We start from the raw sequence: 18,939 nt of genomic DNA, 5'->3' as shown, positions 1-18,939 counted from the left end.
CCAACTGGCCGGGGCTCTGGGCGGGACAGTTGACGCAGACACTGCCCCGCCGACCGGGTCAGGGCTGGACGCGACTCAGCGGCCGCTCGATCCACAGCCCGCGCCGCGACAATCTCGACGACCAGACCCGCTCCCCGAAGAACAACCGCAACGACTGCGGTCAGACACTCCCTAGCGACCGGAGCCAAGAAGACCCCCGGCCCTGAACAGCAGGGCCGGGGGTCTTCTTCCTGGAGCGCCGGGCAGGCCTTGCACCTGCATCTCCCCGCAGGAAGCGGGGCGTCTTTCCTTGGACCACCAACGCACAGCCCACCGCCGGCAGACCCAGCAGCGCGCTCAAGATCCACTCTACCGCAGTCGCGGTAGACAGCGCACCCACCGCAGGACAACCTCTGCCACTCACCGCGCAACGCCTGGGCCGGGGAACCGTCCTCTTCCTACCACCCACGCAGCACCGCCAACGAGGAGAAACGGTCAGGACGCTCAGGCCGCTCCCGGCGCTGGGCAGGGTGCGCAGCGGACCGCCACCCGCCCGCCCACCTGACGATCCGCCTGGCCAGAGTTGAGTACGGGTACTCATGCGCATCACCACCGGCCGCGGCACCCTGCACCCATGACTGACGCCCTTCCAGCCCAGGTACGCCGGCGCCCCTGGTCGCACCGAACACGCCTGGGCGTGGACCTTGCTCTGGCGATTCCGCTGTTCCTGCTGGAGACCGCGTGGCTCGTGCTGGACTGGATGTACGGCTACGGCTTGGAGATATGGGCAGCACAAGGCGAACAAGCACGGATCGACGCGGCCGGCCTCGCGCACATCGGGCGGGTACGGATGCTGCTGATCGCCGTACTCGTCCTGGCAGTTCTCGCGGCACTCTTCCGTGCCCGCTGGACGGTGATCACACACCTGCTGGTGGCCCTCCTGGCGGGCGGATCGCTAACAACTGCGCAGCACGAGTGGGACAACAGCCACAACCCGCCACCCGGATGCATCCGCTACAGCGCAAACTGCTGAGATTGCCGGGCCCGGATCGAGCCGCATTGTCCTCCCCTGCTGCCGACGTACTGCGGAACCACTGCACCTACGTACTGAAGATTCCCCCGACGACGCCGGCCGGCGACGTGCGTTCGAGGCGACTCGGAACCTTACTGATCGTTTCAACGTGAAGTGCTTGCCCAGACGGTTTTGCATTCGCTTGACGACCGGCCGTAGCCCACTCCACAGCCGTTCCCGGGCCTCGTCGAAGCGCCGGTGCTCCCGCAGCTTGTCCGCGCTGATGGGGATCCGCTCGACCAGGGTCCCTTCGTTCCCCAACTGCCCATCCGTGACGGCGGACTGAGACAGATGCGGACGGACTGCGTATCGCTGCACAAGGAAATGACGCTTTACGGATATGGGCCGAGGAGGAATGCCGATGGAACGCGACGGCACCCAACCGCAGCCGGACTTCGCTCCGGAGCGTGACGCAGCGCTGGAGATCGAGGAATCCTTCCAGGCGATCCTGGATGCCCTTGACGCCGCGCGCGCCGAGCTCCATGCGGAGGGCAGGAACCGGCGAACGGCGAGCCCGCCGCGGTCCTTCGACCGTCACGGCGAACCGGCCGCGAACGGCAGCCGATCAGTTCCTGCCAAGGTCCCTTCGTCTCCGCCGGCTCCCCGGCCTCCGGCCGCACATCCGCGGACACAACGGATGGGGCCCCCGGTCACACGCCTGGTTCCCGCTCCTCCGGGGGGCGCTCCGCAGTCCGTCGTGAATCCGCCGCGAACCGGTCATGTGCGCCGGACTCCGCAGGGCCCCGTGGTGCAGCCGCTGTGGTCGCACGGCGCGCGGCAGGAGGCGGGGAAGCAGCCCACCGCGAGCGACACGAGCCCGACGCGGAACGAGCCGTCGGCGCCCCCCGGCCTCGGGCCCGTGCGGGCGGGCGGGCGCCGCGGAGCCGGCCCGTCTCCGGACGCCTCCTGGACGGCCGACCCGGGACGCTCCGCTCCGCGCACGGCGCCGCTCGGCGCCCCGCCCCCTCAGGCGCCGGCGCGCCCGGACGCCGTACGGCTGCCGGTACCGAAGGGAAGCCCAGGACGTCGGCGGTTCACCGACCGGCGGCACTCCCGGGTCGCCGGATTCTTCGGACTGGGTGCCGTGAGCGGACTGCTGCTTGCCTCTTCGCTCCTCACGAACCAGCACTCCGAGCCGACGGCGCCGCCTGCCGCCCAGGAGCACCCCGAACGGCCGCTGCCCGACGACACCTCGCTCCCCGAGATTCCGGGCACCGGGGTACTGCGCGAGGGCGACAGCGGGCACGGAGTGTACGAGTTGCAGGTGCGTCTGCTCCAGATCCCAGGGCTCTACGACGGCGGTGCGATCGACGGCCGCTTCGGCACGGAGGTCCGGCAGGCTGTGGCCCGGTTCCAGAAACGGTTCGGCATCCGCGGGGACGAGACCGGCGTGTACGGGGACCACACCCGCTACGCCCTCATGCTGCGCACGAAGTAGCCTGCGCAGGCTGACAACGCAGGCGACTTCCTAGTCTGTGCCGCCCAGCGAGTGCGGCTGAGCCCACGAGGTGCTGCCGCCACGGCGTTCCTCACGCTGGGGCAGATGTCGGATGCGGGCATGCTGCACCCGTGCCCCGTTGCTCCCCCACCCGCACCAGCCGGAGGACAGACCTAGTCCCTAGTCCTGCTCCGCGACGGCCATCTCGCCCAGGAGGGACCAGTCGTCCTGCGGAACCGTCATGTTCACGATGCGAGGCGTCTCGACCAGGTGGCGCGGCAGCGTCTCCTGCGCGGCCCTGAAGTGCGCGGACTGCACATGAGCGGCACCCGCCTCGTCATCGCGGAAGGCCTCGACCAGGACGTACTCCGTCGGGTCCGCCACGCTTCGCGACCATTCGAACCACAGGCAGCCGGGCTCCCTGCGCGTGGCCTCGGTGAACTCGGCGGCGATCTGCGGCCACCGATCGGCATCGGCGGGCAGAACGCGGAACTTGGCGGTAATGAAGATCATCGGACTCTCTCTCCGCTACGTGCGTGCTCTACAGGCCCGTTCCTCGTGCCGGGCCCCGTGGCGACAAGATCGTACGGCGCCGGCCGGCCCTCACAGCTCTCCCACACGCCCGATAAATTACCTATCGACTCTTCTGTGGTGATGTATCTGTTTTCTCGACAGGTGGAAATCTTCGAGATGCAGTCCCGTTGACCATGTGGCCGAAAAAGAATGACCATCTCCTCGCACCGCTTATGGGATTCAGACACAAGGAGTGTGCGAAATGAAGGCAGTGCGTGTGCACGGATATCACGGACGACCCATTGTCGAAGAGGTGCCGGAGCCCCGGATCACTTCACCGCAGGATGTGATCGTTGAGATCGGCGGGGCCGGTCTGTGCAGAACCGACCTCCATGTCATCGAGGGCCAGTGGCAGGAAAAGTCCCAGGTGTCGCTGCCGTACACGTTGGGCCACGAGAACGCCGGATGGGTGCGGGAGGTGGGTTCCGGAGTCTCCCACCTGGCCGTCGGTGATCCTGTGATCCTCCATCCGCTGATGACCTGCGGCCTGTGCCGCGCGTGCCGCTCGGGCGATGACGTGCACTGCGCGAACAGCGCCTTCCCGGGCATCGACTGCGACGGTGGCATGGCGGAGTTCATGCGCACCAACGCGCGTTCGTGCGTGAAGCTCGACCCCGGCCTCCGGCCCGCCGACGTGGCCGCCCTGGCCGACGCCGGTCTCACCGCCTATCACGCCGTACGGAAGGCGGCGCCGCTGCTGTATCCCGGTGCTTTCGTCGTCGCCATCGGCGCCGGGGGCCTCGGGCACATCGGCATCCAGGCCCTGGTGGCCCTCACCGCGGCCGAGATCGTCGTCGTGGACACCTCCGAAGCGGCCCTGGAACTCGCCAAGAGCCTGGGCGCGCACCACACCGTGCGCGCCGACAGCGACCCGGTGATCGCGGTGCAGGAGATCACCGCAGGTCAAGGAGCACATGTGGTCATCGACTTCGTGGGTGAGCGAGGCACCGAGGCCCAGGGCGTCGCCATGCTCCGCAGGGCCGGCTCCTACTTCGTCGTCGGATACGGCGGACACGTCCACGTGCCGACCATCGACATCATCTCGAACGAGATCAACGTCATCGGGAACCTGGTCGGCAGCTACAACGACCTGGACGAACTCATGACGCTCGCCGCTCAGGGCAAGGTGCGGCTGCACACCACGACGTATTCGCTCGATGCCGTGAACGACGCCATGGACGACCTCGAGGGGGGACGGCTGCAGGGCCGCGGAATCCTCGTGCCCGGCGCTCGGTGACATCCCCTCCGCATCCCGTGCGGCGCCCGCTCCGCGAGGTAGTGCACCGACCCGGGGCGGGCCCGGAGAACACCGAACGCCACACATCGTAAAGGGGTTGAGGCCGGGGCCGTCGGCTCCGGCGAAAGTCATGAAAGAAAACACTTATCTCCAACGGCTGCTCGCCGAATTCCTCGGCACTGCTTTTCTTGTCTTCCTCGGGGTCGGCTCCATTCCTGCCACCCTCATGCTGCAGAAGACCGGGAAGACCAGTTTCACGATGGCTGACCTGGGCGTGATCGCATTCGCTTTCGCCATGGTCGTGGTGGCCGCCGTCTTCGCGATAGGCCATGTGTCGGGCTGCCACATCAATCCAGCCGTCACCCTCGCCCTGGCCGCGACGGGCAGAATCCCCCGGCACGAGGTGGCGGGCTACGTCCTGTCCCAGTGCGCGGGAGCGGTGGCAGGCGCGGGCGCCATCGTCGCCGTGCTCGGCGCCCGTGCGGTGCACCTGGGCCTCGGTGTCGCCTCCTACACATCTCCGACCTCCGCCTCCCAGGCGTTCTTCGCGGAGGCGCTGGGCACCTTCATCCTCGTCTTCGTGGTGTTCGGAGTCGTCGACCAGCGGGCCCCGGGCGGCTTCGCCGGCCTGCCCATCGGCTTCGCGGTCTTCGCCATCGCCGTCGCCGTGGGTCCAGTCACGGGAGCGGCGCTCAATCCGGCGCGCACCCTTGGGCCCATGCTGGTGTCCGGCCCGGCCGGGGGGCCGGTGGACTGGTCCCAGTTGCCCGTGTACCTCGGGGCCCAGGTGCTGGGGGGCCTGCTGGCCGGTCAGGTCTACATGACCATGAACCGGTTGCGTACCATCGCCGCATGACCGTCGCGCGACAGACAGACCTCGGCCGTCCGGGGCGACCTGCCTGTCCGGCCCGGCAGAGCACCGGCGCCGCGCCGATGCGGCCGGTTCCGAGGCCTCATCCGCCTGGAGCCGGCCGCCCGGGTGACGGTACGGCGATACGGCTCACTTCCCGGAGCCGCACAGGAGACGCATGATCCACGGCAAAGAGACGCACGCCGCCGGCGCGGCAGACCTGCTCGGATCGGTCCGGCGGGCACTGAGGGTGCTCGAGGCGGTCGCGGCCGGCGGTGACGGCATCACCGCGAAGGCCGTCGCCCGGCGCGCGGGCCTCACGCTCCCGACGACGTACCGCCTGCTGAACACCCTGGTGCACGACGGCTACCTGGTGAGGCTGAACCAGTCCCGCGGTTACGGTCTGGGATACAAGCTCACCGGGCTGCACCGGCGCCTGTGCCAGCAGCTGGAGGTGACCCCCGGCCTGCTGGGCGTGCTCCACCAGGTCCACGACGAGTGCGCGGCCGCCGCGTACTACACCGTCTTCCGGGACGAGGAGATCGTTGTCGCCGAGGTCGTGGACTCCCCTTCGGCGCCCCGGGCCGAGCCGCTCGACGTCGGCTTCCACCAAGCCCCGCACGCCACGGCCTTCGGCAAGCTCATGCTGTCGTCCCTGCCGGCCGCGCGGCGCCGTGACTACCTGCGGCAACAGGGGCTGGTGCGGCTCACGGAGCGCACCATCACCGCGCCCGACGTCCTGGAGGGACATCTCGAACGGGTCCGTGCCTCCGGCGTGGCGGTCGAGGTGGGGGAATTCCAGGGCGGCCTGTCCTGCCTCGCCGCCCCCGTTCTGGACGCGGACGGCAGGGTCGCGGGAGCCGTGGCCACCTCCGTCCCCGCGGAGCTGTTCGAACAGCGGCAGCCGCAGCTGGAGGACGCGGTACGCGTCGGCGCCGCCCGCGTGTCACGCCTGATCGCCGCCACCGTGTCGCCCTAGGGGGTGTCTCGTCGATCAGGCCGGATCAGGGAGCGGCGCCTGGTGCCGTGCATCGCAAGGCGGAGGAGGGAGCCGATGCGGCGCATCGGGGACCGACGACAACGCGGCGAGGCACGGTGCCAGGCGCCGCGAGCCCGGCATGATCGGCGAGACACCGCCTAGGGGACGTCTCCCTAGGTCGTGTCCGCCGTGTCAGGTCAGCCAGGGTCGTAGGCAGGCGAGGGTGACCATGGCTCGGTAGTGGCGGGCGCGTTTGTCGCAGCGGGCGGGCTGGAATGGCTGCCGGGGGGCCGTCAGCCGGTGCAGCCCGGGACCGCGCCGGCCGGGCTGCAGTTGTTCGGCTGGTTGTTGCGGATGACGTCGCCGTTCAGGGTGAGGATGCCGGACGCCTTGAAGATGCCGCCGCCGTCGCCCGCCCGGTTGCGGGTGATGGTGTTCTCCTCCAGCGTGGTGGTGCCCAGCCCCGTGGTTCCGCCGGCGTGGTAGAGGCCGCCGCCCTGAGCGGTGCCTCCCGTGGCGGTGACCGTGTTCCCCAGGACCTTGTTGCGCCTGGCCGTCAGGGTGCCGCCGTCGGGGTTGTCGAGGCCGCCGCCCCGAGCCGTGCCGCTCGGGGCGGTGACGGTGTTGCCGGTGACGTGGCTGTCGGTCAGGTCCAGCGTGCCGAAGGGGCCCACTCGGACGCCACCACCGCGCGCGGTGCCGCCTTCGGCGACAGCCCGGTTGCCGCTGATCTTTACATTGCTCACGGTCATCAGGGCGTTGTTCGCGATGCCGCCGCCCTGGGCGACACCGTGCGGAGCGTCTGACGTGTTGTCCTTGATGGCACCGCCGGTCACGGTCAGCCTGCCTGGTGCCGGAATGCCGTTGGAGACGGCGGCCCGCGCGAACCCGCCCGGGGCGAAGGAACGGTTCTTGCTGATGACCGTGTCCTCGAGAGTCGTCTCGGCGAAGCTGATGATGCCGGCCCCGAAAGCGATGCTTTGGGTGTCCTCGGTGACGGTCGCGGTGTTCCCGGTGAGCCGGGAGCGGATGACCGTCAGCGGACCGTCGTTCGCGATGGCAGCGCCGGCGGCGCCACCGCCGATGTCGCTCCCGCTGTAGATGACGTGGTTTCCGGTGACTTCGGTCTCGCTCACGCTTCCGGTGCCGGGGCTGTCGATGGCGCCGCCCTGGGCGAACACTTGGGACTTGGCCGTGTTGCCGATGAACTTGCTGCGGGTCACCTTCATCGTGCCGGTGTTGGAGACGCCGCCGCCGCAGGCCAGGCCCGGGGGGTCGGCGAAAGCAGGGCAGTCGGTGGCGAAGCCGCCTCTGATCGTCGTGTGGGTGAGCGTGAGGTTTCCCGTCGGCCCGACGAAGAGGATCCGGAACTTCGGCACGTTGTTCGCTCGATCGTCCCGCCTGATGGTGGCCCCACGCCCGTCGATGGTGATCTCGCTGGTGATCACAGGCAGCCCGTTGCCGGGGTTCACGGAGTCCGGCGATGTCAACTTGTACGTGCACTTGCGCGCCAGTCGGAGCGTGTCCGGCCCAGGTGAGTTGTTCGCCGCGTTGATCGCCGCGACGAGATCCGCGACCGAGCAGCGAACCTGCACCGTGGCCGCGTGAGCGGCCGGGGCGGGGACCGCCACCAGCGCGCCCGCCACGAGGCCGAGGACGGCCGGGACGTGCCGACGGGACATCGGGGACCTCTCCTTCTGCCATGTACGGCCGGCCGTCAGGGGACCGTGACCAGCCGAGCCCAGCCGACCATGCGCAACCGCCGTCGGCTTCCCGGCGTGCTCCGTACGGGCGGGCGGACAGCCCGGACGGAGCATGAACATGCGCGAACGGCCCAGGCGCGCGAACAGGGCAGGACGTCCACCTCGGCGGCCCGCATGGCTGCGGTGAGGAAGGAATGCGCCGGACCGGCAAGTAGTACCGTTCCCCGGCGTGGCTATGGGTCGTGGCCCGCAGGTGAGCCAGCCAGCCTTCGGCCACGGTCGCCGGGCCGTCGAATCCCCTGCCCACGCCTTGGGGCATGAGCCGGTTCATCGTGCGTTCCCCCTCCACCGTGGTCGTAGCGGCGGTAGTCCGGAGGCGCCTTGGGATCGAGGCTGAGGGCGTCAGATGTCACTTGGCTCTCGTGCTGGGCGACGGCCCGATACGAGGGTCAGGAAGCCGGCTGACGCCTCGCGGGTGCCGGCGTCGACGACCCGGTCGGGGATGTAGCACCGTCGGGAACGACGTGCGGTCCTTCGGGAGGTCGCCCAAGCTGCCGTGAGTGCCGGGCAGGTCCGTGCGGATACCGGCGTCCTCCAGACGGCGGCACCGGGTGCGGCAGAACGGCGCGGCAGACCTGGCACGGGATCACGGCGACGAGGCATCCCCGGCATCACCCGGCGTTCACTGAGCCGATGTGGGCGAGCAGCGAAGCCGTGCCGTCCTCTGCAGCAATCCCACGGGCGAGTTCGGACGCGCGGCGACGGTGGGCCGGCTCCGAGAGGCAGGCCGTGATCGCGTCCCCGAGGACTTCTGCAGTGAGGTCCTGGAACGGTACAGGCCCGGGGGCAACTCCCAGCTCGTACAACCGAGACGCCCAGAACGGCTGGTCGGCCATGACAGGAACGGGCACTGCGGGCGTCCCGGCCCGCAGTCCGGCTGCGGTGGTACCCGCCCCGGCGTGATGGACGACGGCGGCGGTGCGAGGGAACAGCCAGTCGTGCGGGACGTCGCCGATGGCGAGGATGTCGGCGCCGCAGCCGCTCAAGCCGGCCCATCCGGCCTGAACCACCGCACGCACCCCTGCCCGCCGCACCGCCGCGGCCACCAGCTCGCTGAGCCGTTCCCCCTCCCCCACCGCCATGCTGCCGAACCCGATGAACACCGGGGGCGGACCGGCCTGCAGGAAGTCGACCAGCTCGGCCGGGGGTCGCCAGCCGTCGGGCCGCGCAGGCCACCAGTAGCCCGTCACGGAAACCCAGGACGGCCAGTCCGCGGGGCGCGGCACCACCAGCGGGCTGAAGCCGTGGAAGACCGGACGGATGTCCGGTGCCGATGGCGCGCCGGCGGGCAGCCCGAGGCGGGCACGCAACCGGGTCACAGCGCCCGCGAAGACGTCTTCCGCGCGCCTCACGACATCCTGGCCTGCAGCGAGATTGCCCTCCGGACCCAGGCCGTCGGTGCTGCGGGCGTTGGGCAGCGGGAACTGTCCGGTGGCGAACGCCGGTACCAGGTAGGCGCCGATGACGGGGACACCGAGCGCTGTGCCGACCGTCCGACTGAGCGGGGCCGGACCGAAAGCCGTGAGCAGCAGGTCGGCACCGCCCGCCACGGCCTCCGCCACCCCATCGGCGATCCCGTCCGCGTACGCCCTCGTCAACGCCTGGACCTCCTCCCGCGACGCCGCCCGGGCCCAGTCCCCGATCAGCCCCTGCGGGTCTCCCGGCACAGGCCGGTGATCGAGACCGCACCCGCCGACAAGTGCGGCGAACGACGGGTGAGCAGCCACGGCAACCTCATGGCCCGCGTCCAGCAACCGCCGCCCCAGACCCGTATAGGGCGCGACATCCCCCCGCGAACCAGCGGTGATGATCAGAATCCGCATGCACCGATTCTCCTCGGCTCCATGCCGCCCGGACACCCTCGCCCGCCCATGAGAACAGAACGATCGCAGTCCCGCGCAGCCGGCGGGCCGGCACCTCCGGAGCGAGGCCGCGCTTCAACTACCGGCAAGACGAAGGTTCGAGGTAGCGAGCTCGGCAAGCAGGAGACCGACGCTCACGAAGCCGGACACGCCGAGACGTTCCGCTGCTCGTGCCGCACTGTCACAGCTGGGGCGCATAGTTGGTTGTGATCAATAGGTGGTGCTCAAGCCGGATAAGGTGCCCTCGAAGTCAGGCATGAGGGGGATCGCGTTGGAGCGACGGAAGGCGATCGGGATCGGGGCCGGGCTGGCGGTCCTACCCGCCTGGTGGGCGCTGCGTCAGGTGGCGAACGGGGTAGACGGGGACTGGCGCACCGACACCGCACCGCTGGAGCGGGCGTTTCCGCTGCTGGGCCCGCTGACCGACGCGAAGTGGGTGAGCAGCCGGGACAACGACCGGGGCGTACCGTCGCCGGAGCTGGTGATCTCGGGCTTCGCCCGGCTGGCACCGGGGAAACTTGCCAAGCTGACGGCGGCCCACGCCTTCGTCTCCGAGGGGCCGCCCGATGAGTTCTCCTCGTGGTTCGAGAAGCCGCTCAAGGGCGAGGGGCCGCAGAACCCGCAATGGGTCCGGTCACACGAGCTCGACCGCGACGGCAGCGGCTACTCCACCAACCTGTGGTTCGACCGTCACAGCGACACCGTCCGCTTCTGGGCACTCAACCCATACGGCTAGGGCTTCTGTGACCGCCTGGCCCCCTCTCGCTCTGCCTGGTCCGCCACCAGAAGGGCCGGTCCCTTCCGTGTTCCGGCGGTCCTGTCCCGAGACGATCCGGTCTGACACAAGCAAGCTGCTTAGTGGTCGGCTCCGTAAATCCTTCCGCCATTCAATCGAGGCGTTTGGCAGCGGACCCAGTCGTTCAGGCTTCCTTGTCAGCCAGCCTGGTCGCTCTTCGGCCTGATGTCTTTGATCCTGGTCCGAGTTCCCTCCGGGGGGAACGAGTGGTGGAAGGTGAAAGCGTGCGGCGTGGAGCCATGGTCGTGGAGGTGTTCCAGCCTGGAAACCCCGTCCTGCCAGGTGGGTATCACGCCGTCGGAGACCCACCAGAACACGTAGCTCGGGTGCCCTGTCCTCTCGAACCAGTCGTGACGCCTGTTCAGTGCCTCGCGGTGCAGACCGGTGTAGACGGCGTCGAAGGCGGAGCGCAGGTCGGTCCAGAGTGAAAGGGTCGCGGCCAGGGCGGTGGTTTCCACAGTGCGGCCCTTGCCGTACCAGGCCGGTACGGCGAACTCTCCCCATGCACCCCAGTCCAAGTCGAAGTGTGTGCCCCGGTCGCCGTCTGCCGCTTCAGCATGAGCGAGGTACCCGGGGTGCCGGCTGATCTTCCGGTAGATGGCCTCGCCGCTGTCGTGGAGTTCGCGCGTGAGAGGTGCGGGATCGGCGAGAGGTGACTTCAGGACGCCGAATGTGTACAGCACAAGATGGGGCATGCGTCTCTCCCTGGTTGAGGGTGCCTGGTGTGGCCCTGGTTCGGTGGCTCACGCACGGGGGGCGAGGATTCATGGCGCGTGACCACCTCGTCCCGTCGCGGGTGGCTCAGCCTTGAGGAAGCCCTGTGCGACCGTGAGCGACCGCCGAAGACCAGGTGAAGGTAGCTGCCTCTGCGGGCCATGTCGAAGTTGCGTTTTCCCGGTCCTAGTGGCCTCTTGCAGCCCACGGCCACGCCACAGGACCAAGCACCGGCTGCGGGTGCGTGCTGGCCTGCCGGCACTGCAACGGCCGCTCGCCCGAGACGGACGCCTGCGGTATGCGGATGGCCTCGACCACGCCCGGTCGAGGCCATTTCAAGGGCGAGCAGCGGAGCACTGGAGAACGCAGGCATCGCCTACTGGGACGGTCGGCCGTTCTTCAGTCCGCCGTCATGGACCACCGACCACCGGCTCGCGGCCATCGGGGCGGAGCCCTAAAGGCAGTCGACGTTCCGCCTCGGCGTGATCGCCTTCGAGGTCTCCGAATGCGCCGACGCCGCAACGCCGGCGGGCAGGCCGCCGACGCAGCGCGGGATCGGATACCTGCTCCCCGAGGCCAAGTCCTGCGCTACGGGGCGGCCGACACCTGGCTAGTATCGCGACGTGACACAAAGCGCAACGCTCGCTGGGGTCTTCGACGATCTGGCCGACGGCTACGACCACGGGCATCACGAGGAGATCGCGCGGGCTCTGATCGCGTGGGTGGCGGCCGGGACGGTCGGCGCGGTCGCCGACGTGGCGTGTGGGGCGGGGGCCGTCGCCGTGCAGCTCGCGCGGGGGCGGGAGCGGACCGCGCGGCCCGTTCTCGCCGTCGACCTGTCGTCCCGGATGATCGCGGTGGGCCGGGCCCGTGCCGCCGGGCTGGTGCCCGACACGGCGATCGACTGGCGGGTCGGGGATGCCGTGCCGTTGCCGGTCGCCGATGGCTCGCTGGACCTCGTGCTGTGCGCGTCCTCGCTGCACTTTCTGGGGCGCCGGGCGCCGGCCGACTGGCGGCGGGCGCTGCGTCCGGGGGGCCGGGTGGGTTTCAGCCTGCCGCTCGCCACGCACTTTCGGCCCTCGGAACGCTTCTCCCGGCTCCTCGCCGACGACGTCCCGCTGCCCCGTACAGCGGAGGAGGCGAGTGCCTTGGTGACGGCGTGTGGGTTCACGGGGGCCGAATCCCGCGTGCATGTCCTTGGTACGCGGCGCGTCGTGCTCACTTCGGCGAGGCGTCCGGACCATCCGTGAGCGGTGGGCTGTCCGAGCGGGTGAGATAGCTCGCCCGGTGGTCGTGCCAGGAGCGCCGCAGTGGGTCCCGCACCGCCCGTGCGCACAGTCCCGCCGGGGTGACCACCGCGAAGTACAGCGTGGCCAGGCCGAGGTGTCGCAGCCGGTCAGTCCATCGGGATCGTCGCACGCCAGTCGGCCTCCTCCCGCCACTCGGGCTGGTCCCGTTTGTCCAGCAGGTGGTCGCCGAGCACCAGGAGATCGATCCGGGTGCGCATGAAGCAGGCGTACGCCTCCTGCGGGGTGCGCACGATCGGTTCCCCGCGCACGTTGAAGGAGGTGTTCACCAGCACCGGGCAGCGCGTGCGGTCCCGGAAGGCGGTGAGCAGGGCGTGGAATCTCGGGTTGTGCTCGGCCGTCACCGTCTGGACGCGGGACGAGCCGTCGACGTGGGTGACCGCCGGGATCGTGGAGCGCGGCACGCGCAGGAGGTCCAGGCCCTTCACTCCCTCGGCCGACGTTTCGCACTCGCGTCGCCGGGCCGCGGCAACCTGCGCGGTGAGCAGCATGTACGGGCTCTCCTGCACCAGGTCGAACCAGTCCTTGGCGTCCTCGGCGAGCACCGCGGGCGCGAACGGGCGGAAGGACTCCCGGAACTTGGTCTTGAGGTTGAGCGTGGACTGGGTGGCCGGATCGCGGGGGTCGGCGAGGATCGACCGGTTGCCGAGAGCCCGCGGCCCGAATTCCATCCGGCCCTGGAACCAGCCCACCACCCTGCCCCGCGCGAGTTCCGCCGCGACCCGCTCCGTCAGCTCCGGCTCCGGCAGCCGTACGGCGGGGTACCCGTGGTCGGTCAGGAACTCCGCGATCTCCCGGACCGAGTGGGCGGGGCCGAGGAGGGACCCCGCCATCGCGTCCGAACCGCGGGCCACGTGGGCGCGGGGCGCTCCCCTGCGGTGCGACTCGGCCAGGGCCGCGCCCAGGGATCCGCCGGCGTCCCCGGCCGCGGGCTGGATCCACAGCTCGTCGCAGACGCCGTCGGCCAGGAGGCGGCCGTTGGCCACGCAGTTGAGAGCGACGCCGCCGGCCAGGCACAGTCGCCGCTCGCGGGTGCGTTCCAGTGCCGTGCGGGCCAGCCGCAGCAGCACTTCCTCGGTCACCTGCTGCACGGACGCCGCCAGGTCGAACTCCCGCTCGGTGAGCGGTCCTTCCGCTGTGCGGCGCGGGCCGTCGAACAGGTCCTCGAAGGCCCGGCCGACCATGGTCTGGCCGTACTGGAAGGTGAAGTGACGCAGATCGAGGCGGAAGGAGCCATCCGGTTTGATGTCGATCAGCCGTTCGCGGATGAGCGGCGCGTAGCGCGGTGTGCCGTAGGGCGCGAGGCCCATCAGTTTGTACTCGCCCGAGTCGACCTTGAAGCCGCAGAAGTAGGTGAACGCCGAGTAGAGCATGCCGAGCGAGTGGGGAAAGCGCAGTTCCGCGAGCGGGACGAGGTCGGTGCCGCGGCCGTGCCACAGGGTGGTCGTCGCCCACTCCCCCACGCCGTCGACGCACAGCACGGCCGCCGACGGGTAGGGGCTCGGGAAGAACGCCGACGCGGCGTGCGAGGCATGGTGCCGGTACGCCACCACCGGCGGCAGCGTCCGCCCGGGCGCCAGTTCGCGCAGGCGCGCCCGTACGTCGTCGAGGGCGCGCCTCTTCCAGCCGGCCCACTGGGGGAACGCCCGGCGGAACACCGGGAGGCCGTGCGGTGCCGTGGCGAGCCAGGTAGCCAGCACTCGGCGGAACTTGAGCGCCGGGTCCTCGTAGAACGCCACCGCCGCCAGCTCGTCGAGGCGCAGTCCGGCCTCGCGCAGGCAGGAGGCGACGGCGTGGGCGGGGAAGCCGGAGTCGTGGCGGCGCCGGGTGAAGCGCTCCTCCTGCGCCGCCGCGAGCGGGACGCCGCCGGCCACGAGAGCGGCGGCGCTGTCGTGGTAGTAGGCGGAGATGCCCAGGACCGGGCGTTCCGCGCCGGTGCCGCGGCGGTCGGCGCGCGCGGTGCCCATGTCGGTCCTCCCCATGTCAGAACAGCGGGTAGACGGAGGCGTCGTCCTCGGGTTGCGGCCGCAGCCGGGTCGGCGGCGGTGCCGGTGGTTCGGTGGTGGTGGACTGGTCGTCCGGCTGGGCGTCGGCGGGCGGCACCGGCCGGCCCCGGTCGCGCAGCCAGGAGGCGAGGCGGCGTGCCGCCGACGCGGGTGCCGCGCTGCTGTCGTCACGCATGGAGGGGCTCCTCATGCCAGGTCGAGGCGGTCCGCCAGCTGCCGGGCCACCAGGTCGTACCCGAGGTCGGTGCAGTGCACGCGGTCGATGAACAGCCAGTCCTGGGGTCCGGCGGCCTCGCCGAGTGCCTCGTTCATGTCCAGGAAGGGCACGTCGAGGCGGGCGCATCCGTCGGCCAGCCGCCGCGCGTAGGCGCGGCCGACCGCCATGGTGGAGATGTCGTTGTGGAACCGGCGGAAGTTGGACACCTCGTCCAGCTCGTCGAAGAGCAGCTTCTCGCGGGGCAGCGGCTCCTCGCGCACCCAGGGCGCGAGCGGCTGGAGCACGAAGGTCAGGCGTGCGCCGAGGGCGTCCGCGAGCAGTTTCCAGCCGCTGAGGTGCCGGATCGTCAGTTCCGTGGCGTGCGTGACGCGCTGGTCGGGTGGTGGTACGACGTCGGGGGCGGGCCCGCAGTCGAAGAAGGCGCCGTGGCGGCCCTGTTTGTCCTCGGGCAGCCGGCTGAGCACGAGGTTGTTGATCCCGGAGAGCAGCACGATGTCCTCGACCGAGGGGAGTTCGTGCCGGAAGAGAGTGAACAGGAGCAGTTCCTGTGCCGAGTTGTGGCTCTGCCCGGCCATGTTCAGCCAGGGCAGCCGGGGGGCGTGGGCGTTCCACAGGCGGGCGGTGATCGTGGCCGCGTCGCTCGTGGCGCCGACGCCGAAGACCGCGGAGCTGCCCGCGAGGACGCGCGCCGGGCCGTCGGGGCGGTCGTCGCCGACCGTGGCCCGCAGTTCGCCGGGGCCCGGGGTGACCCGGAAGCCGTGCCGGTCGGTGGTGTAGACGGGGGTCTTCTCGTTGCCGTACTGGAAGTAACCCAGGTAGGGCTGGTCCTCGAGGACGAAGGTGTAGTGCTCCATGTGCGGGGTGAACTCGGCGCGGGGTGACGTCATCGCTGGGGGCTCCCGTGGGTGCGCTGTGTGGCTGTGGTGAGGGGTGCGTCTGCTCAGCGGGCCGGGGTGGGGGGCGGCGGCTCGGGCAGGGAGCCGGGGCGGTCCTCTCGGATCAGGTCGGCGTTGATGGCCATGGCGGCGAGGCCTCCACTGGCGGCGGCCATGGCGGCCTGCTGCATGTTCCGGCCGAGGTCTCCGGCGACGTAGAGGCGGGGCAAACTGGTGCGGCCGCGGTCGTCGGTCTGTACGGACTCCAGGTCCGGCGCCTGGAGCCAGGGGCGCAGCGGGTCCACCCGGGGTTCGATGTCCAGGTGCAGGAACAGGGCGCCGTAGGCGGTGGACCGGCCGTCCTCGAAGACGACCTCGACGCCTTCGGGGTGCGGCTCAAGCTCGCTGACGCCCTCGGGGCGGACGGGTACGCCGGCCGCGGTGAGCCGGTCCCGCTCGTCCTGGGGCAGCTCCCGCCGGTCGGTGAGGTAGGTGATGTCGTCGGACCACACCGTCAGGGTCGAGGCCAGGCATTCGCTGGGCACGGTCCCTCCGTAGACGGCGTAGCTGCGTTCACGGACCTCCCAGGCGTGACAGTACGGGCATTCGAAGACCGAGCTGCCCCAGAGGTCCGCCAGGCCCGGGACGGGCGGCAGGACCGAGCGCACTCCGGCCGCGTACAGCAGAGTGCGGGCGCGGAAGGTGCCGGACTCCTTGGTGGTGACCACCACGTGGTCACCGTCGTTCTCGGCCGACACGACCTCGTCGTCGCGGAACGTCACGTCGTACGCGGTGAGCTGGGCGCGGGAGCGGGCGCGGAAGTCGGCGATGGTCGCCCCGTCGTTGGTGAGGACGTTGTGCATGACGCCCGCCGCCATGTTGCGGGCGTCACCCGAGTCGATCAGCAGGACTCGGCGGCGTGAACGGCCCAGGTAGAGCGCTCCGTTGAGGCCGGCCGGGCCGCCTCCGACGATCACCGTGTCGTAGAGCTGTGCGTCCAAGGGTCACCTCGTGTCAGGAAGGTCGTTTGCATCGGGTTGTCGGGAAGGTCACTTGTCGAGCAGGTCACTGTGCTTCGGCGGGCCGGGGTCGGGAGTGCGGTCGTCGCGCAGGGGCGCGAGCAGCAGCAGCGCGCCCGCGGACAGGACGGCCCCGCCCACGAGGAACACCGCGGGGACGGAGACGGCCGCGGCGAGGAGTCCGCCGAGTGTGGCGCCGACCGGCATGCCGCCCCACGCGCACAGCCGGGACACGCTCATCACCCGGCCCTGCAGGTCCTCGGGTGTGAGCCGCTGGCGCAGCGACATCACGGGGATGTTCCAGCCCATCATGAAGATGCCGTTCGCGGCGAGCGCCAGCGCGGCCGGGACCGGGTGGCGGCTCAGGCCCAGCGCGGCGTATGCGGCCCCGGACGCCACCAGGGACCAGCGGGCCAGCCGGACGGTGGGCAGCCGGTCGGCGGCCCGGGGGGCCAGCCAGCTGCCGGCGACCGCGCCCAGCGAACCGGCGGTCAGCAGCAGTCCGTAACCGGTCTCGCCCAGCCCCAGCGTGCGGGCGCTGAACAGCACCAGCATGGAGAAGGCGGCCGAGAACACCACGCCGTACAGGGCGCTGGCGGCCAGGGTGAGCCGCAGGGCTCGATGGCCGAGGACGAAGCGGAGTCCCGCCCGGATGTCGCCGAGCACTCCGCCTGCCGGCTCGCCCGATGCCGGCTCGCGGGGTGCCGGCTCGCCCGGTGCCGGCTCGCCCGGTGCCGGCTCGCGGGTTGTGCGGGCGAGCGGGGCGAGGCCGAGCAGCAGCAGCGCGGCCACCGCGTACAGCGCCCCGCCGGTGGCCAGCGCCACGGCGGCGGTCAGGCCCATGAGCAGGCCGGCGACCGGCGGTCCGACCGTCTCGTTGAGCACGATCTGCGCCGCCGACAGCCGGCCGTTGGCGCGCTCCAGGTGCCGCTCGTCGACCAGGCGCGGCAGCATCGCGGGGGCGGCGGTGTCGGCAAGGGTCTCGGTGATGCCCAGCACGAACGCCAGCGCGTACAGGGCGGCCAGCGGGCCGTCGTCGGCGAGCACCAGGGCCGCGCCCAGCAGGGCGGCCGCGCGGACCAGGTTGCTGCCCAGCACGATCCGCCGCCGGTCCGCGCGGTCCACGAGGACGCCCGCGGGGAGCGCGAACAGCAGCCAGGGCAGCATGTTGACGGCGGTCAGCCCGGCGACGGCCGCCGGGTCGGGGTGGTGCGCGACCACCAGCAGCGGCAGCAGCGTACGGGTGATGCCGTCACCGGCGTTCGAGGCGACCGCCGACGCCCACAGCCAGCGGAACGGGCGGCCCAGGTCCGCCCGGACGTCCGGCCGGGTTCTAGAGCGGGCGGTGCTGCCCAACAACGTCCCCCTCGCTCCACGTGCGCAGGCCCAGCAGCCGTTCGCCCAGGTCGGTCAGTTTCGCCGGCCCGTACAGGTCGGCCTCGGCCTTGCGCACCCCGCCCTCGGGAGGATGGGGCGGGACTCGGTCCTGCCAGAACCGCACCCGGTTCTGCCGCAGTTCCGTGTGCTCCTCCCAGGCGGGCGCCATGGTCAGGTACTGCGCCATGCGCACCCGGTCGGCGGAGACGTTGGGGTGCACGCCGTGCGGCAGCAGACTGTTGAAGATGATGAGGTCACCGGGCGCGACCTCCGGGGTGGTGATCCGGTAGCCGGTGATGTCGGGGGTGAAGGGGTCGCGGTCGGCGGGCTGGCCGCCGACCCACTTCTCCCAGTCGGTGAAGATCTCCGGGACGCACTGGAAGCCGCCGATCTCCTCGTCGCCGTGGGTCAGCGAGAGCACGGCCTGGCAGCTGACGGGGAGCGGGTCGGTGGAGGTGTCCACGTCCCAGTGGATGAACCCGTCGAAGGCGCGAGGTCCCCGGTTGGGCGGGTTGACGTTGGCGAAGTCGATGGTGACCCACAGGTCGGAGCGGTCCCAGATGTCGGCGAAGGCCTCGTACACCCGCCGGGTCTGGCGGATGTCCCACTGGGCCTGGTGGTTGTACATCTCGACCAGCCCGCTGTGGCCCGGCAGCCGGTCGTTGCCGGTGTGCGGGGAGGTCCAGGTGGCGGGGTCGTCTGGGCGCATGTCGAGGAAGGCGTACAGGGCCTCGGTGAGGGCGGTGACGGTCTCGGGCGCCACGGCCTGACGGACGATCACATAGCCTCGGCTGGTCCAGTGGTCCCAGTCCGCGGGGGACAGGACGCGCAGCGGTTCCGTCTTGTGGATGTCTCGCAGTTGGGTGGCGGCCACG

18 protein-coding genes are annotated in these 18,939 nt (G+C 70.8%); 7 read left to right on the top strand and 11 right to left on the bottom strand.

What is annotated here, in order from left to right; translation table 11 throughout:
* Window positions 1-613: 613 nt before the first annotated feature.
* Both ACSU6L_RS38195 and ACSU6L_RS38190 read left to right on the top strand, forming a co-directional pair.
* Window positions 614-1,012, top strand: a complete 399-nt coding sequence (locus ACSU6L_RS38195) for a DUF6234 family protein (RefSeq protein ID WP_437064270.1) — start codon at window positions 614-616, stop codon at window positions 1,010-1,012.
* 784 nt (window positions 1,013-1,796) lie between these two features.
* Window positions 1,797-2,489 (top strand): peptidoglycan-binding domain-containing protein, encoded by a 693-nt coding sequence (locus ACSU6L_RS38190; protein WP_437064269.1) that lies wholly within the window; start codon window positions 1,797-1,799, stop codon window positions 2,487-2,489.
* A 180-nt stretch (window positions 2,490-2,669) separates the two neighbouring features.
* Here ACSU6L_RS38190 and ACSU6L_RS38185 read toward each other — a convergent pair whose 3' ends face one another.
* Entirely contained in the window at window positions 2,670-3,002 is a 333-nt protein-coding gene (locus ACSU6L_RS38185; RefSeq protein ID WP_437064268.1) for a putative quinol monooxygenase, read from the bottom strand.
* A gap of 313 nt (window positions 3,003-3,315) precedes the next feature.
* Here ACSU6L_RS38185 and ACSU6L_RS38180 point away from each other — a divergent pair, with 313 nt between their 5' ends.
* The 3 genes from ACSU6L_RS38180 to ACSU6L_RS38170 all read left to right on the top strand — a co-directional run bounded on the left by ACSU6L_RS38180 (window position 3,316) and on the right by ACSU6L_RS38170 (window position 6,128).
* A complete protein-coding gene (locus ACSU6L_RS38180) occupies window positions 3,316-4,299 on the top strand; it encodes an NAD(P)-dependent alcohol dehydrogenase (RefSeq protein ID WP_437064267.1) in 984 nt (327 codons plus the stop codon).
* 130 nt (window positions 4,300-4,429) lie between these two features.
* Complete coding sequence (locus ACSU6L_RS38175) at window positions 4,430-5,155, top strand: MIP/aquaporin family protein (RefSeq protein ID WP_437064266.1); 726 nt, start codon at window positions 4,430-4,432, stop codon at window positions 5,153-5,155.
* 172 nt (window positions 5,156-5,327) lie between these two features.
* Window positions 5,328-6,128 (top strand): IclR family transcriptional regulator, encoded by an 801-nt coding sequence (locus ACSU6L_RS38170; RefSeq protein WP_437064265.1) that lies wholly within the window; start codon window positions 5,328-5,330, stop codon window positions 6,126-6,128.
* A 293-nt stretch (window positions 6,129-6,421) separates the two neighbouring features.
* Here the strand turns inward: ACSU6L_RS38170 and ACSU6L_RS38165 are convergent, their stop codons facing one another.
* Window positions 6,422-7,810, bottom strand: coding sequence for a hypothetical protein (locus ACSU6L_RS38165; protein WP_437064264.1), 1,389 nt, complete (start codon window positions 7,808-7,810; stop codon window positions 6,422-6,424).
* A gap of 692 nt (window positions 7,811-8,502) precedes the next feature.
* Window positions 8,503-9,714, bottom strand: a complete 1,212-nt coding sequence (locus ACSU6L_RS38160; RefSeq protein WP_437064263.1) for a glycosyltransferase — start codon at window positions 9,712-9,714, stop codon at window positions 8,503-8,505.
* Window positions 9,715-9,970: 256 nt separating this feature from the next.
* On the opposite strand from ACSU6L_RS38160, the gene ACSU6L_RS38155 reads away from it, so the two are divergent.
* Window positions 9,971-10,489 (top strand): hypothetical protein, encoded by a 519-nt coding sequence (locus ACSU6L_RS38155; RefSeq protein WP_437064262.1) that lies wholly within the window; start codon window positions 9,971-9,973, stop codon window positions 10,487-10,489.
* A 197-nt stretch (window positions 10,490-10,686) separates the two neighbouring features.
* On the opposite strand, the gene ACSU6L_RS38150 is transcribed toward ACSU6L_RS38155, so the two are convergent.
* Window positions 10,687-11,244 (bottom strand): DUF3291 domain-containing protein, encoded by a 558-nt coding sequence (locus tag ACSU6L_RS38150; protein WP_437064261.1) that lies wholly within the window; start codon window positions 11,242-11,244, stop codon window positions 10,687-10,689.
* Between the two features lie 642 nt (window positions 11,245-11,886).
* Between ACSU6L_RS38150 and ACSU6L_RS38145 the strand changes: the two genes are divergently transcribed.
* The gene (locus ACSU6L_RS38145; protein ID WP_437064260.1) at window positions 11,887-12,513 is read left to right on the top strand and encodes a class I SAM-dependent methyltransferase; all 627 of its coding nucleotides are present in this window, start codon (window positions 11,887-11,889) and stop codon (window positions 12,511-12,513) included.
* On the opposite strand, the gene ACSU6L_RS38140 is transcribed toward ACSU6L_RS38145, so the two are convergent.
* The 7 genes from ACSU6L_RS38140 to ACSU6L_RS38110 are packed head-to-tail and all read right to left on the bottom strand — an operon-like array spanning window position 12,482 to window position 18,938.
* The gene (locus tag ACSU6L_RS38140) at window positions 12,482-12,682 is read right to left on the bottom strand and encodes a hypothetical protein (protein ID WP_437064259.1); all 201 of its coding nucleotides are present in this window, start codon (window positions 12,680-12,682) and stop codon (window positions 12,482-12,484) included. The two genes, ACSU6L_RS38145 and ACSU6L_RS38140, sit on opposite strands and share 32 nt — an antisense overlap.
* Window positions 12,660-14,537 carry a carbamoyltransferase family protein gene (locus ACSU6L_RS38135; protein ID WP_437064258.1) on the bottom strand — a complete coding sequence of 626 codons (1,878 nt, stop codon included), beginning with the start codon at window positions 14,535-14,537 and terminating at the stop codon, window positions 12,660-12,662. Before ACSU6L_RS38135 ends, ACSU6L_RS38140 begins: the two co-directional genes overlap by 23 nt.
* Window positions 14,538-14,553: 16 nt before the next feature.
* Window positions 14,554-14,751: a hypothetical protein gene (locus tag ACSU6L_RS38130; protein WP_437064257.1), complete on the bottom strand. Its 198-nt coding sequence runs from the start codon at window positions 14,749-14,751 to the stop codon at window positions 14,554-14,556.
* 11 nt (window positions 14,752-14,762) lie between these two features.
* Complete coding sequence (locus tag ACSU6L_RS38125) at window positions 14,763-15,680, bottom strand: SGNH/GDSL hydrolase family protein (protein WP_437064256.1); 918 nt, start codon at window positions 15,678-15,680, stop codon at window positions 14,763-14,765.
* Window positions 15,681-15,733: 53 nt separating this feature from the next.
* Entirely contained in the window at window positions 15,734-16,669 is a 936-nt protein-coding gene (locus ACSU6L_RS38120) for an NAD(P)/FAD-dependent oxidoreductase (protein WP_437064255.1), read from the bottom strand.
* A gap of 48 nt (window positions 16,670-16,717) precedes the next feature.
* The gene (locus ACSU6L_RS38115) at window positions 16,718-18,043 is read right to left on the bottom strand and encodes an MFS transporter (RefSeq protein ID WP_437064254.1); all 1,326 of its coding nucleotides are present in this window, start codon (window positions 18,041-18,043) and stop codon (window positions 16,718-16,720) included.
* Window positions 18,021-18,938 carry a phytanoyl-CoA dioxygenase family protein gene (locus tag ACSU6L_RS38110; protein ID WP_437064253.1) on the bottom strand — a complete coding sequence of 306 codons (918 nt, stop codon included), beginning with the start codon at window positions 18,936-18,938 and terminating at the stop codon, window positions 18,021-18,023. Before ACSU6L_RS38110 ends, ACSU6L_RS38115 begins: the two co-directional genes overlap by 23 nt.
* Window position 18,939: the final 1 nt, after the last annotated feature.

The sequence above is a fragment of the Streptomyces sp. enrichment culture genome, from assembly GCF_964272855.1.
Taxonomy (GTDB): Bacteria; Actinomycetota; Actinomycetes; order Streptomycetales; family Streptomycetaceae; genus Streptomyces.
Note: the sequence above shows the minus strand (reverse complement) of the source record. Positions and strands in the feature narration are given on the sequence as shown.